The organism is Saccharopolyspora kobensis (genome assembly GCF_900108315.1).
Taxonomy (GTDB): Bacteria; Actinomycetota; Actinomycetes; order Mycobacteriales; family Pseudonocardiaceae; genus Saccharopolyspora; species Saccharopolyspora kobensis.
In genome coordinates this window covers 380,449-394,276 of the sequence record NZ_FNVB01000005.1, presented here as the reverse complement: position 1 = coordinate 394,276, position 13,828 = coordinate 380,449, and the positions used below count along the sequence as shown (strand labels likewise).

The window sequence follows — 13,828 nt, the reverse complement described above, 5'->3', positions numbered from 1 at the left end:
GTTAGGCTCGGCGTTCAGGTGAGCTTTAACTCGATCGGGGAGGCTCGGGGCGGATGTCAGCGACGCGACGTGTTCTCGCGGCCTGCTTCGCCCTGCTGGCGCTGGTCGCCGCGGGCTGCTCGCGGGTGTCGGACGCCGACGAAGCCCCGCCGGTCGCCACCGCTGCCCGCGACCTGGGTGCCGTCGAGGTGCTGCGCGACCAGCCCTACGCGGAGCACGACACGGGTGCGCTGAAGCTGGACCTGTTCCTGCCCGAACAGCAGGGGTCGCCGGCTCCGCTGGTGGTCTACGTGCACGGCGGCGGTTGGGATGCCGGAGTTCGCACGCTCGACGCGGACCGCACCACCACCGAGGCGCTGACCGCCGAGCGGCTGCTGGAGCGCGGTTATGCGGTGGCCACGGTCGACTACCGGTTGAGCGGGGTGGCGCAGGCCCCGGCGCAGCTCGTCGACGTTGCCGACGCGGTGCGCTGGTTGCAGCAGCGGGCCGGGCAGTGGGACTTGGACGGCGAGCGGGTCGTGCTCTGGGGCGCTTCCGCGGGCGGGCAACTGGTGTCGCAGCTCGGCGCGGTGACCGGTGATCCGGACAAGCCGGGCGGCGGGCTGACCGGGATCCGCGCGGTGATCGACTGGTTCGGCCCGACCGACATGAGCGCCGAAGCGCAGCGGGCGCAGCCGCACATGCAGGAGTACGCGCGCCGGGTGGTCAACCAGCTGCTCGGCTGCATGCCGGTGGACTGCCCGGACAAGGCCGAGGCGATCAGCCCGATCCGGCACCTCTCCGGCGACGAGCCGCCGTTCCTGATCCAGCAGGGCACGGCGGATTCGCTGGTCCCGCTGGAGCAGAGCCTGGACTTCGCGGAGGCCCTGCGCACGCTCGGCGTGACCGTGGAGATGCACCCCTACGAGGGCCTGGACCACGGCTTCGGCCGGGGCCCGCACACGCCGCTGATCGTCGACACCGTCACCGCCTTCGTCGAAACCCACGTCTGACGGTTCAGCGGGCGTCGTCCGCGCTCCCGTTGACCAGGGCTTCTTCGTTCCGGCGGACTGAGTCGACGGTGCCGGAGCCCGCTGCTTCGGCCAGCGGCTGGACGGCGCTGCGGAAGGATTCGAGCGCGTCGAGCTCGCGGCGGCGGGCGGAGACGAAGCGCTGCAGGTGCGTGCTGGAGAGGTTCACCGCCTCCACCGCGCCGTTCGCGGCGCGCTGCGCCCGGACCGCCTGGGAGCGGACCTGCTCGATGTCCTCGGCGATGGTGCGCTCCGTCGCGGCGAACATCGCCGCCGAGGCCAGCACCGCGAAACCCGTTGGCCCGCACAGGAAGACGCGCTTGTCCAGCAGCCAGGTCAGCAGCTGCGGGTCGGTGTCGAGGGCGGCGACCACCGCGGCGTCGGAGGGCACGAACATGATCGAGCCGTAGATCGCGTCGGCCCACTTCTGGTAGCCCTTGCCCGCCAGCTCGGTGGCGCGGGAGCGGATGTTGCGCACGTGCACGCGCAGCGCGTCGCGGCGCTCCTCGGCGTCGTCGGTCTCCATCGCCTCGGCCCAGACCGCCAGGCTCGCCTTCGCGTCGACCGGGACCTGCCTGCCGCCGCCGACCGCGAGCACCATGTCCGGCCGGGCCGCGCCGCCGCCCGCCAGGTCGGTCTGCAGCGTGAAGTGCGTGCCCTCGCGCAGCCCCAGCGACCGCGCGGTCTCGACCAGCACCTGCTCACCCAGCTCACCGCGGCCGGTGATGGAGGCGAAAGCCACCTCGTACCGGCGCAGCGCCGCCTGCTGCTCGGCGCTGCGGGCGCGTTCGGCCTCGACCATGCGCAGCGCGTCGTCGGCGCGACGCGCGCTGTCGGTGTAGAGCCGCCAGATCAGCACCATCGCACCGGCGAACAGCAGCGTCAGCACGACGACGATGGTGATCAGGACGCCGGTACCCACATGAGCTCCGTCCGGTAGTTGCCGTTGTGGAGATGATGGCCGACCCGCCCGACAAGATCACGCACCGCCGCACGAGCCCTCCGTCACCCGGCGCAGGCGCGCCGCTACCCGGACGAAGCGGCGTTCTCCCAGGTGGTGTGACATCGCGGTGGCTTCGAGCGCCGCTCGGTGTGCCACTGCCGGTGGCCGGGCCATCACTCGATGGGATGCAGGTGCCCGACACGCCGAAGCGATGTGGGGGGTCGACGGGGTTGCGGTCGGACGCCGATAACTTGAGGCCATGCGGGTACTGCACACCTCCGACTGGCACGTGGGCCGGACGTTCCACGGGCGCGACCTGCTCGGAGATCAGGAGGCCGTCCTGGGCGGGCTGGCCGACCTGGTCGTCGAGGAGCAGGTCGACGTCGTCGTGGTCGCCGGTGACCTCTACGACCGCGCCGTGCCCTCGGGCGAGGCGGTGCAGACCTGCGTGCGCGTGCTCGCGCGGATCCGCGAGGCGGGCGCCCAGCTGGTGGTGACCTCCGGCAACCACGACTCGGCCGCGCGGGTGGGCGCGTTCGCCGAGTTCGCCGCGGCGGGCGGCCTGCACCTGCGCACCCAGGTGGCCGGGCTGCACGTGCCGGTGGAGCTCGCCGACGAGCACGGGCCGGTCGCGGTCTACGGCATCCCGTACCTGGAGCCGGATCCGGCGCGCCGCGCGCTGCAGGCGTGCTCGGACGTTCCGGGCGCCAGCGCCGAGATCGGCTCGCGCGGCCACACCGCGGTGCTCACCGAAGCGATGAACCGGATCCGCGCCGATTTGGCCGGGCGCCCGGCCGGAACGCGCTCGGTGGTGCTCGCGCACGCCTTCGTCACCGGGGGCGACAGTTCGGAGTCGGAGCGCACCATCGCGGTCGGCGGCGTCGAGCAGGTGCCGGGCTCGGTCTTCGACGGCGTGGACTACGTCGCCCTGGGGCACCTGCACGGCCCGCAGCGGCTCGCCGAGCACCTGCGGTACTCCGGCAGCCCGCTGGCGTACTCGTTCTCCGAGGCGGCGCAGCGGAAATCGGTGTGGCTGGTGGATCTGGACGCCGACGGCCTGGCCGCGGTGCAGCGCCGCGAACTACCGGTCCCGCGGCGCCTGGCCACCGCGAAGGGCGAGCTGGCCGAGCTGCTCGAGGCGCCCGAGCACGCCGAGCTGGAGGACTGCTACCTGTCGGTGACGCTCACCGACGAGGTCCGCCCGCTGGAGCCGATGCGCCAGCTCCAGCAGCGCTTCCCGCACGCGGTCCACCTGGAGTGGAAGCCGGCGACCGGCCGGGCGACCGCCCCGCTGCGCTACGCCGAGATCGTGCGCGGTCGCGACGACCACGCGCTCGCCGACCAGTTCGTGGCGGATTGCCGGGGCTCGGAGCCCACCGGGTCCGAACGCGCGCTGCTCGGCGAGGCGCTGCGCGCGGTCGCTGCCGCGGAGGGAGCGAAATGAGTGGTTCATCCGGTCATGCATGAGAGCGGGATTCCGGAGTCAGGCGGGCGCTGAGGTTCCGCTACCCGCACCGCAACGCAATCGAGTTTGGAAAGCTCAATGAGACTGCACCGCCTGGAAGTCACCGCCTTCGGCCCTTACCGGGAGCACCAGGTGGTCGACTTCGACCAGCTGGGCGCCGACGGCCTCTTCCTGCTGCACGGCGACACCGGTGCGGGCAAGACGACGCTGCTGGACGCCGTCGCTTTCGCGCTCTACGGTTCGGTTCCGGGTGCGCGCGGCCAGGTCAAGCGGCTGCGCTGCGACACCGCCGATGACGGCGTGCCGACCAAGGTGGTCCTGGAGCTCACGGTGCAGGGCCAGCGCCTGCGGCTGGAGCGCAGTCCCGAGTACGAGCGGCCGAAGAAGCGCGGCGACGGCTACACCACGGAGCAGGCGAAGGCCTCGCTGAGCTGGATCGATGGTGCGCCGACGGAGTACCCGCCGGAAGGCCTGACCCGCATCGACGAGGTGGCGCGCACGGTTCAGCGGCTGCTGGGCATGACGGTCGAGCAGTTCTTCCAGGTGGTGATGCTGCCGCAGGGCGAGTTCGCCAAGTTCCTGCGCTCGGACACCAGCGAGCGGGAGAAGCTGCTGGAGAGGCTGTTCGGCACGCAGCGCTTCGGCGACGTCGAGCGCTGGTTCGTGGAACGGCGCCGCGAGCGCGGACGGGCGGTGGAAGCGCAGTCCCAGCAGGTGCGCGAGCTGATCGCGCGCGTCTCGCAGGTCTCCGGAGCGGCGCACGAGTCCGATGTGGACGACCAGAACTGGTTGGAGGACATCGAGAAGAACGCGGTCCGCGAGCTGGAGGGCGCGCAGGCCGAGCAGTCCCGCCTGCGCCGCGAGCGCGAGGCGGCGGAGTCGGCGCTGGCCGAACGCCGCGAGCTCGCCGACAAGGTGCGGCGAGTCCGCCAGGCCAATGCGACCCTCGCCGAGATCGGGGAGAAGTCCGCCGAGCACGACGCATGGCGCGCGGAACGGGACGCAGCTCACCGCGCTGTCCCTGTTCTGGCGGCTCACCGCGCGCTCCGACGTGCCGAGCAGGAGGGGGAGAAGGCAGCTGCGGAGGTCGTTGCCGCAGCGGCGCGATGCGAGCTCGATGCGGACGCACCGATGGCCGAGCTGCGTTCGCTCGCCGGGGCGAAGCGGGAGGAAGCGGGTGCCCTCGCGCACCTGGTTCCCGAAGCGCGGCAACAGGAAACCGACCGCCGCCGCGCGACCGAACTGGCCGAGCAGATCGCCCGCGACGAACAGCGGGAAGCGAAGCTGCTCGAACAGCAGGCGGCGCTCCCGACGCGCATCGCCACCGCCCGCGAGCAGGTGGAAGAGGCCAAGCACGCGGAACTCCGCCTGGAGGCCGTGCAGTCCAAGGGCACCGAGGTCGCCGCACTGCTGAGCGCGGCACGTGAGCTCCCCGCCGCGAAGCAGGAGCTCACCACGGCGACGGCCAGCGCTCAGCGAGCGGTGGACGCCCACCAGCAGGCTCGTGACCTGCTCCAAGACCTCCGGGCGCGGCGGCTCGCCGGCATGGCCGCCGAACTCGCGACCCGGCTCGCCCCCGGCGAACCGTGCCCGGTGTGCGGCTCGGCCGAGCACCCCGAGCCGGGCAGGCCGATCGACGACCCGGTGCGCGCTGAGGACGAGGACAAGGCCCAGCACGAGGAGCAGCAGGCGCACGCCCGCCGCGAGAAGGCCGCGGTGGAAGCGCAGCGAGCGCAGCAGAAGGTCGACGGCCTGGTGGAGCGACTCGGCGAGCGCACCGAGTCCGAGCTGGCTGCCGAACTGGAACAACTGCGAGCCGAGCGAGCCTCGTTGCGCAGCGCGGCGGAACAACTGCCGCAGCGCACAGCGGGCTTGGCGGAACTCGAAGCATCGACAGAACGCCTGACCGAGCAGCTGTCGCAACTCCGCACCGCTCTGGCGGCCGCGCGGAGCGAGCACACCGCGCTGCTGTCCACAGTGGAAGAGCGGGAGTCGCGGTTGCGCGAAGCGCGCGGCGACTTCCCGAGCATCGCCGACCGGCGCACCCACCTGCTCGACGTCGCAGCACGGCTCGAACAGCTGGTGGCCGCCCGCACGACCCGCGACGACGCCGAACGCCGCCTCGCCGAACACCGGGCAGCGCTGCGTGAAGCCGCGACCGAAGCAGGATTCGACGACCCCGCTGCCGCACTGGCCGCCGAGCGCAGCGAGGAGCGGATCACCCAGCTCACCGAGGCCCTGGCCGAGGTGGAAGAGCGCGCCGCAGGCGCACGCGCAGCGCTGGCCAGCGCGGAGCTCGCCGGAGTCGACGCAGCCGCCGAGGTCGGCCTCGGAGAGGCCACCGAGGCGGCCACCGTCGCCCGCGAAGCGGCGGAGCGCGCGGCAGCGCTGGCGCATCGCGCCGAGCAGCGGCAGCGCGACCTCGCGGAGCTCGCGGAGCGCTTGCGCGGAGCGTGGGCGGAGCTGGGGCCGGCGTTGGCGGAGCACGCCGAGCTGGAGGCGTTGGCGGACGTGGTCAACGGGCGCGGGCAGAACGCGCGGAAGATGTCGTTGCGCGCGTACGTGCTGGCCGCGCGGTTGGAGGAGGTCGCCGTCGCGGCGACGCGGCGGTTGCAGAAGATGAGCGGCGGGCGGTACTCGTTCGTGCACTCCGATGCCGCTGGGGCGCGCGGCACCCGTGGCGGGCTCGGGCTCGACGTGCTCGACGACTACTCCGGCAAGGTCCGCCCGGCCAAGACGTTGTCGGGTGGCGAGTCGTTCCTCGCCTCGCTCTCGCTGGCGCTCGGGCTGGCCGACGTGGTGGCCGCGGAGACCGGCGGTGCGCTGCTGGACACGCTGTTCATCGACGAGGGCTTCGGCACGCTGGACGCCGACACCCTCGACCTGGTGATGGACACCCTCGACGAGCTGCGCGCCGGTGGCCGCGTGGTCGGCCTCGTCTCGCACGTCGAGGAGATGCGCCAGCGCATCGGCGTCCGCCTCCGCGTCCGCAAGTCCCGCGACGGCTCCACCCTCGAACTCCAGACCTGAGCTCGTGAGCGCTTCAGGGCGCTATGACGCCCCAAAGCGCTCACGAGCGGTTCACGCCGCGCGGGCGGCTTCGTGGTCGAGGAGCCAGCGCTTCACCGGGGCGCCCCAGCGGAAACCGCCGAGCGAGCCGTCGCTGCGGAGGACTCGGTGGCACGGCACGAAGAGCGCTGCGGCGTTTCGGGCGCAGGCGGAGGCAGCGGCGCGGACCGCCTGCGGACGACCGGCCAGCGCCGCGTACTCGGCGTAGCTCACCGGCTCCCCGGCCGGGACCTTGCGCAGGACCTCCCACGCGTGCTCCCGGAAAGGGCCGGAGCTCTGCCGCACCTCGATCTCCTCCACGGCGTGCACGTCACCGTCGTGGTAGGCGCGGATCGCCCGCGTCACCGGGCCGAGATCCCGCACCGCGGCGGGCGTGCTGGTGAACAGGTCCGGGGAGATCAGCGGAAGCAGGTCCGTCGGCTGCGCGGTCCAACCGGACGCGAGCACGGCACCATCGGTGTCGACCACGGCCGTGAACGGCCCGGCCGCAGTATCCACAGTGGACGTTTTGAGCATGACGACTCCAAGTTGTTCTGGCGGGGCGATTCACGAGGCTTGAAGCTGCGGCGGCGCGACCGCGGCCTGCCACAGCAGCATCCCGGCGTAGGAGCTCCACGGGCTCCACCGCCGGGCGTGCTCCTGGATCACCTGCGGGTCTTCGGACAGGCCGAGGGCCCCGGCGCCGCGTCGCAGCACGAGATCCCCGATGAGCAGCACGTCCGGGCTGCCGAGCACGCGCATGGTGACGTAGCTCGACGTCCACGGGCCGATCCCGCGGATCTGCTCCAGCTCGTGCCGCAGTTCCGCCTGGTCGCGGCCCGGGTGCAGGGCCAACCGGCCCTCGGCGACGGCGGTGGCGACATCGCGAACGGTCTCCGCCCGCCGCCGCGGCCCGGGCAGGGCCTCCATCACCCGCTCGGCGAGCACCTCGGCGGTGGGGAACAGCGTGGTCACCGAACCGTGCGGGTGCGGCAGCGGCTCGCCCAGCTCGGTGGCCAGGCGTTCCGTGGTCTTGCGCGCCGCCGCGACGGAGATCTGCTGGCCGATCACCGCGCGGATCAGGATCTCCAGGCCGTCGACGCTGCCCGGCACCCGCACTCCCGGCGAACGGGCGATGGAGTCGCTCAGCGCCGGGTCCGCACCGAGCACCTCGCGAACCGCGATCGGGTCGGCGTCGAGGTCGAGCAGGCGGCGCAGCCGGGTCACCGCGCTGCCGAGGTCGCGCAGATCGGTCAGCCGCAACGTGCAGGCGACGTGCTTGTCCTGCGGGCGCAGCGTCGCCACCCCGGTCCCGTACGCCAGGCGCAGGGAACGCGTGTAGTGGTCCGGCCCGGCCTCTTCCAGGCCGTCCAGCGCGCGCTGACCTAGGAAGCGCAGCACGCCGGAGGCGTCGCACGGCGCCCGGAACGGCAACCGCAGCTGCACGGTGCCGGCTCCGCTCGGCGCGTCGTTCCGGCGCTGCGCACGGCCGCGCATCTCGGTCGGCGTGGTGCCGAAGACCTCGCGCATGGTGTCGTTGAACTGCCGCAGGCTGGAGAAGCCCGCGGCGAAGGCGACATCGCTGAAGGAGATCGCGGTCGTCTCGATCAGGATCCGGGCCGAGTGCGCGCGGTGCGCCCGGGCGAGCCCGAGCGGGCCCGCGCCGAGTTCGGCGGTGAGCACCCGGGTCAGGTGTCGCTCCGAGTAGCCGAGCTGGTCGGCCAGGCCGCGGACCCCGCAGCGGTCCACCACGCCGTCGGTGATCAACCGCATGGCGCGACCGGCGAGGTCGGCGCGCAGGTTCCACTCCGGCGAGCCCGGCACCGCGTCCGGCAGGCACCGCCGGCACGCCCGGAACCCGGAGGCCTGCGCGGCGGCGGCCGTGGCGAAGAACACGCTGTTGCTGCGCTTCGGGGTGCGGGCCGGGCAGGAGGGGCGGCAGTAGATGCCGGTCGACCGGACGGCGTGGATGAAGCATCCGTCGAACCGCGCATCGCGCGAGGCCACCGCCCGGAAGGCGTCTTCGGTTCCCACCAACATGCCTTCGATCGTGCCAGCGGGCAGGGGCGGTCACTAGCGGGAATCGGACGCGACCGTCCGGGTGGGCAAATGCGCGGTTGATCCCTATCGTCGCGGCATGGCGCATTCGAGGACCAAGATCGTGACCGCTGCGGCCGGAGCCGCGCTGGCCCTGATGGTGACGGCAGGCTGCAACGACCCGGCACCCGCTCCCGAGCAGCAGCAGGAGCAGGAGGACGGCGGCCAGCAGGGCGACCAGGGCGACGACCAGCAGGACGACGACCAGCAGCAGGGAGACGACCAGGACGACTGAGCCGCAGCCCGCCCGCTCACGGCCGGTCCACCGGTCGTGAGCGGGTGCATCACCGCTCGTCGTGAGCGTCGACCAGCCCGGCCGCGGTCAGGGTGAGGTGCCGGGTCAAGATCTCGGCCGCCGCATCGGCGTCGCGATCCAGCGCGGCTTCCGCCAGCTGCCGGTGCTCGCCGAGGTGATCCCGGTCCGGGGTGCGGTGCGCCGACCAGCGGCGGGCCAGCTCGCTCGCGGACCACATCCGGTCGAAGCCCTCCAGCAGGACCGGGTTGCCGCACCCCTCCAGCAGCGTGCGGTGGAAGATCCGGTGGGCTTCGGCCCACGTCTCGCTGAAGTACTCGCCTTCCTCGGGCGCGAAGGCCGGAGTCCGGGCCAGCCGGTGGTGGGCGGCCTGCACGCGGGCTTCCCAGTCGACGTCGCCGCGCTCGATGGACATGCGGAGCACGACCGGCTCGACCGTCCGGCGGGCCTCCGCGATCTCCTGCCAGCGGCGGTCGGAGAAGGCCGGGACGGCGAAACCGCGGTTGGGCAGCCGGTCGGCGAGACCGTCACCGACCACCCGCACGAGGGCCTCGCGCACGACCGCCAGGCTCACTCCCTGCTCCTTGGCGAGGTCCTGCGGCTTGAGGGCCTGACCAGGGGCGTAGCTGCCGCGCATGATCGCCTCCCGCAGGCGGGCGTAGACCTGCTCGGAGAGCATCTGCTTGCCCTGCGGAGAAGCCGTCCCGGTCACGCGCACAGCATAGGCGACTCAGTAGATAATCGATTATTTCCGCTATAATCGATCATCGTTGATCGCCAGAGCAGTCAGGAGCACCGATGAACGACCCCGCTCAGCCCGAACGCATCGAGGTCTCCCGCCTCGTCCCCGCAGCGCCCGGCGCCATCTTCGAGGTCCTGACCGACCCGATGGGCCACGTGGACATCGACGCCTCGGGAATGCTCATGGACGCCGAAGGGGAGCGGGTCACCAAGGCCGGTGACCGCTTCGCGGTCCACATGGACCGGGAAGCCCTCGGCGACCGCCCGCTCGGCAAGTACGACGTCGAGGTCGTCATCACCGAGTTCGTCCCGGACGCGGAGATCGCCTGGACCGTCGAAACCCGCACCGGCGTGAACGTCCGCCACATCTACGGCTACCGGCTGGAACCTGCCGCGGGCGGCACCCTCGTCACCTCCTACTACGACTGGTCGGAGATCGACGAGGAGTGGAGGCGGAGCAACGTCTTCCCGGTCGTGCCCGAGTCCGCGCTCAAGGCCACCCTCGGGATCTTGGAGCGCACCGTTCGCCGACGCACGACCGCCCACCGGGGCCGATAGCGGTCCGGGCGAGCACCTAGACTCCAGGGCGTGAGCCTCACCCTCGGAATCGTCGGGCTGCCCAACGTCGGCAAGTCCACCCTGTTCAACGCGCTGACCAGCAACGACGCTCTCGCCGCGAACTACCCGTTCGCCACCATCGAGCCGAACGTCGGGGTCGTGCCGCTGCCGGACGAGCGGCTGGACAAGCTGGCGGAGATCTTCGGCTCGGCGAAGACGGTGCCCGCCACGGTCTCGTTCGTCGACATCGCGGGCCTGGTCAAGGGCGCTTCCGAGGGGCAGGGCCTGGGCAACAAGTTCCTCGCCAACATTCGCGAGGCGGACGCGATCTGCCAGGTCATCCGGGTCTTCGACGACCCCGACGTGGTGCACGTCGACGGCCGGGTGGACCCCTCCAGCGACATCGAGACGATCAACACCGAGCTGATCCTGGCCGACATGCAGACGCTGGAGAAGGCGCTGCCGCGGCTGGAGAAGGAAGCCCGGACCCACAAGGACAAGCGCCCGGCCCTGGAAGCGGCGCAGCAGGCCAAGGAGATCCTCGACTCGGGCAAGACGCTGTTCGCGGCGGGCTTGACCAAGGACAACCCGGAACTGCGCGAGCTGAACCTGCTGACCACCAAGCCGTTCCTCTACGTGTTCAACGCCGACGAGGGCGTGCTGACCGACGAGGCGAAGCGCAAGGAGCTGCGCGAGCTGGTCGCCCCGGCGGACGCGGTGTTCCTGGACGCCAAGGTCGAGGCGGAGCTCATGGAGCTCGACGAGGAGTCCCAGCGCGAGCTGCTGGAGTCGATCGGCCAGCCGGAGCCGGGCCTGTACGCGCTGGCCCGCGCGGGCTTCCACACCCTGGGCCTGCAGAGCTACCTGACGGCGGGCCCGAAGGAAGCGCGCGCCTGGACGATCCGCCAGGGCTGGACGGCGCCCCAGGCGGCCGGCGTGATCCACACCGACTTCGAGCGCGGCTTCATCAAGGCCGAGATCGTCTCCTTCGACGACCTGATCGCCGCGGGCTCGATGGCGGAGGCCAAGTCGGCGGGCAAGGTCCGCATGGAGGGCAAGGACTACGTGATGGCCGACGGAGACGTCGTGGAGTTCCGCTTCAACGTGTGATCGTGCTCGTGCGATGCTGACCCGACCGCAGGAGCGTGATCGGGGAGGAGCATGGCAGCGGAGCGACCGGGTGCCCCTTCGTGGGCGTCGCAGGTGCCGGAGACGTCGTGGAGTCCCGTCACGGAGGAACGCCAGGGAGTGGCAGGAAGTGATGGCTGACGTGCCCAGTGAGCCCCAAGAGGTCTTTGGCGAGACTGTCGACGTTCAAGAGGTCGCCATTGCGCCTTACCACCGCCCGACACCACACGGTGACAAGCTGCGCGAGCTGGTTCGCAACCCGAAGCTTCCAAGCGTAGATCGTCCGAAGGTATTGGCACTGCTCGAACAGTATGACCAGTGGCTTCGAGAGATGGCAGGCCTGGCATCTGCTGGAGACGAGAAGGTGCGGGATCTCGTTGCGCTCCTCAACGCTTACAAGGAAAAGGTCGAAGTTGACCTGATCTGGGACAGTAGCGAGTCGTTCCTGTACCGCCAGAAGGGGCAGTTGAAGCTGGACAACTCTGTCCTCGAGGAGTGGTTTCCGTGGCTCGTAGACCCAGCGATCATGCCCGAGCTCGGGGGCAACGATTTGGTCGTCGGCCCAGCTAAGGCATTTGCTGCCGCCCGTTTCCAATCGTCGCTCACGGATGTTAACGGTCGGCCAGGATTAATAATTCGGAACAAAGATCAAGATTTCACTATCGGAAGGCCTGTCTATTTGAAGGCGTCCTTTAGTTCATCGTTTGATGGTGTCGTTACGGACGAAGTCTCGACCTACGTGGCGTACATTGCGGCGGAGTTGAAGACGAATCTGGACAAGACAATGTTCCAAGAGGCTTCTGCGACCAGTCACGACTTGACCATCGCGACTCCCGGATCGCACTATTTCTTGATCTGCGAGTACCTTGACATGACGCCGATCAGTTCTGCGGGCACTGATATCTCGGAAGTCTTGGTCCTGCGTGGCCGGCGAACGGGATCGCAGGATCGCAGGAATTACAGCGATGCGGAGTATCGGCGGAAGAACCGCGATGAGTATGTGGCACGACTGCGGAAGTTTCCTGTGCGGACAGAGGTCGTTGAACGCTTCGTCAGCAACGTCCGGGCGATCTTGCAAAACCATACGTCTGACCTCTCGGACGCGGTGGAGCGAGGGTACTTCTGATGCTTCTTGCGGAGGCAGTTCCCTACTCCGACGTCCCTTTTACTCGTGACGCAATCCCTCAGAGGCTGCTCGATATTGAAGGTGGGCGGCGCGTCAACGCGCTACCCTGGCGAGGGCAGTTCAGTCCTGAGCTCGTAGAAGTTCTGCTTAAGACATATTCCGAGGGCGGGCTGGTGCTCGACCCTTTCTGTGGAAGCGGAACAACGTTGCTGGAGGCGGCGCAGGAAGGTCTTCCCAGTCATGGCGTCGAGGTGAATCCCGCCGCTCAGATCCTCGCCAACTTGTACCTGCTCAGTAATCATGAGAAAGATGTGCGCCTCCGCGCTTTCGGGTCAGTTGAGTCGAGGCTGCGTGCCAGTGGGGCCGCGGCTCACCAAACGGCGGCCCTGCTTGAGATGGTGCGGCGTGTTGATGACCCACTGGGTGTCCTGATCGCCAGGGCGATATTCCTTCTCGCGCTGAACAATGGTGACCGCGTTTCAGAGAAGAGCTTGGGGCGAGCCCTTGGGCTTGTTGAGAATTTGGTGCTCCGGCTGCCCAGCTCCTGCTCGGAAATATCGGTGGAGCTCGGCGATTCGCGCCATATCTCCTTGCCTGACGGTGGCGCTGGTATGGTCTTGACTTCCCCGCCGTACGTCAACGTATTCAACTACCACCAGAACTATCGCAAAGCTGTAGAGCTTCTTGGGTATGAAGTTCTGCCGGCGGCGCGTGCCGAATTCGGCTCAAACAGAAAGCATCGCCAAAATCGCTTCCTGACCGTCGTGCAGTACGCGCAGGATATCGGTTTGACACTGCGGGAGAGCGTGCGGGTCGTCAGACCAGGTGGCATTTCAGTATGGGTAATCGGTCGAGAGTCGAGCGTTCGTGGCTCCGCGGTTCCTAACCCTCGGATCGTCTATGAAATGGCGCTCGGCATCGGTGGATTGGAGCTGATCGGCAAGCACGAACGCAAGTTCCGCAGCCGCTATGGCGCACTGGTCTACGAAGACATCCTCGTTTTCAGGCATGCGGGTATAGGGGATTCTCCCGTGTTGGCCGAGGACCCGGTGGTCCTCGGTCGTGAAGTTGGCCGCGGGGTGTTGGAGTCCTTGTCGCCGTCAGGTGTTGAGCGCGAAATGGAGATTGCGCAGGCAATTGAGGGTGCTGACCGAGTAGGCCCGTCTGTCCCGCCCGATCATGGCTTGCATTCCGGCCAACGATAGGTGGGTTTGAGCGGGGTGAACTTGAGCCGACAGAGCGACGGTGGTGACCTCCTGCCCTGCTGGTAAGCCACCTGGACGCGGGAAGCTGGTCCTGGCGGAGCGGGGTCGTGCGGGCGTGGCGCGATGCTCCTCTAGCGTCACTTGCCGCTGAAGACGGGGAAGACGCTGTGCTCGCCGTAGTCCCTGGCGCGCAGGTCGCGCAGTGCGGCCATGTCCACATCGGAGATTCGAAGTCGGCCTCGGCGTTCGAGCGC

At 69.7% G+C, this 13,828-nt stretch carries 12 protein-coding genes; 8 read left to right on the top strand and 4 right to left on the bottom strand.

Going from position 1 to position 13,828, the window contains the following annotated elements:
• The first annotated feature begins 53 nt into the window (after positions 1 to 53).
• Positions 54 to 992, top strand: coding sequence for an alpha/beta hydrolase (locus C4T78_RS18720; RefSeq protein ID WP_093349361.1), 939 nt, complete (start codon positions 54 to 56; stop codon positions 990 to 992).
• Between the two features lie 4 nt (positions 993 to 996).
• Here the strand turns inward: C4T78_RS18720 and C4T78_RS18715 are convergent, their stop codons facing one another.
• Positions 997 to 1,872 (bottom strand): DNA recombination protein RmuC, encoded by an 876-nt coding sequence (locus C4T78_RS18715; protein ID WP_374703889.1) that lies wholly within the window; start codon positions 1,870 to 1,872, stop codon positions 997 to 999.
• A gap of 340 nt (positions 1,873 to 2,212) precedes the next feature.
• Here C4T78_RS18715 and C4T78_RS18710 point away from each other — a divergent pair, with 340 nt between their 5' ends.
• The gene (locus C4T78_RS18710; protein WP_093349356.1) at positions 2,213 to 3,397 is read left to right on the top strand and encodes an exonuclease SbcCD subunit D; all 1,185 of its coding nucleotides are present in this window, start codon (positions 2,213 to 2,215) and stop codon (positions 3,395 to 3,397) included.
• Between the two features lie 99 nt (positions 3,398 to 3,496).
• Entirely contained in the window at positions 3,497 to 6,448 is a 2,952-nt protein-coding gene (locus C4T78_RS18705) for an AAA family ATPase (RefSeq protein ID WP_093349353.1), read from the top strand.
• A gap of 51 nt (positions 6,449 to 6,499) precedes the next feature.
• Here C4T78_RS18705 and C4T78_RS18700 read toward each other — a convergent pair whose 3' ends face one another.
• Positions 6,500 to 7,003, bottom strand: coding sequence for a methylated-DNA--[protein]-cysteine S-methyltransferase (locus tag C4T78_RS18700; RefSeq protein ID WP_093152923.1), 504 nt, complete (start codon positions 7,001 to 7,003; stop codon positions 6,500 to 6,502).
• A 30-nt stretch (positions 7,004 to 7,033) separates the two neighbouring features.
• Entirely contained in the window at positions 7,034 to 8,506 is a 1,473-nt protein-coding gene (locus tag C4T78_RS18695; RefSeq protein ID WP_093349350.1) for a DNA-3-methyladenine glycosylase 2, read from the bottom strand.
• A 97-nt stretch (positions 8,507 to 8,603) separates the two neighbouring features.
• On the opposite strand from C4T78_RS18695, the gene C4T78_RS18690 reads away from it, so the two are divergent.
• Positions 8,604 to 8,798 carry a hypothetical protein gene (locus C4T78_RS18690; protein ID WP_093349348.1) on the top strand — a complete coding sequence of 65 codons (195 nt, stop codon included), beginning with the start codon at positions 8,604 to 8,606 and terminating at the stop codon, positions 8,796 to 8,798.
• Between the two features lie 49 nt (positions 8,799 to 8,847).
• On the opposite strand, the gene C4T78_RS18685 is transcribed toward C4T78_RS18690, so the two are convergent.
• A complete protein-coding gene (locus tag C4T78_RS18685) occupies positions 8,848 to 9,495 on the bottom strand; it encodes a GntR family transcriptional regulator (RefSeq protein WP_093350091.1) in 648 nt (215 codons plus the stop codon).
• 119 nt (positions 9,496 to 9,614) lie between these two features.
• Between C4T78_RS18685 and C4T78_RS18680 the strand changes: the two genes are divergently transcribed.
• The 4 genes from C4T78_RS18680 to C4T78_RS18665 all read left to right on the top strand — a co-directional run bounded on the left by C4T78_RS18680 (position 9,615) and on the right by C4T78_RS18665 (position 13,574).
• Positions 9,615 to 10,115 (top strand): SRPBCC family protein, encoded by a 501-nt coding sequence (locus C4T78_RS18680; RefSeq protein WP_093349345.1) that lies wholly within the window; start codon positions 9,615 to 9,617, stop codon positions 10,113 to 10,115.
• A 30-nt stretch (positions 10,116 to 10,145) separates the two neighbouring features.
• Positions 10,146 to 11,225: a redox-regulated ATPase YchF gene (gene ychF, locus C4T78_RS18675; RefSeq protein WP_093349344.1), complete on the top strand. Its 1,080-nt coding sequence runs from the start codon at positions 10,146 to 10,148 to the stop codon at positions 11,223 to 11,225.
• 151 nt (positions 11,226 to 11,376) lie between these two features.
• Positions 11,377 to 12,369 carry a Bpu10I family restriction endonuclease gene (locus tag C4T78_RS18670; protein ID WP_177247488.1) on the top strand — a complete coding sequence of 331 codons (993 nt, stop codon included), beginning with the start codon at positions 11,377 to 11,379 and terminating at the stop codon, positions 12,367 to 12,369.
• A complete protein-coding gene (locus C4T78_RS18665; RefSeq protein ID WP_093349339.1) occupies positions 12,369 to 13,574 on the top strand; it encodes a DNA methyltransferase in 1,206 nt (401 codons plus the stop codon). The genes C4T78_RS18670 and C4T78_RS18665 overlap by 1 nt, the downstream gene beginning before the upstream one ends.
• Positions 13,575 to 13,828: the final 254 nt, after the last annotated feature.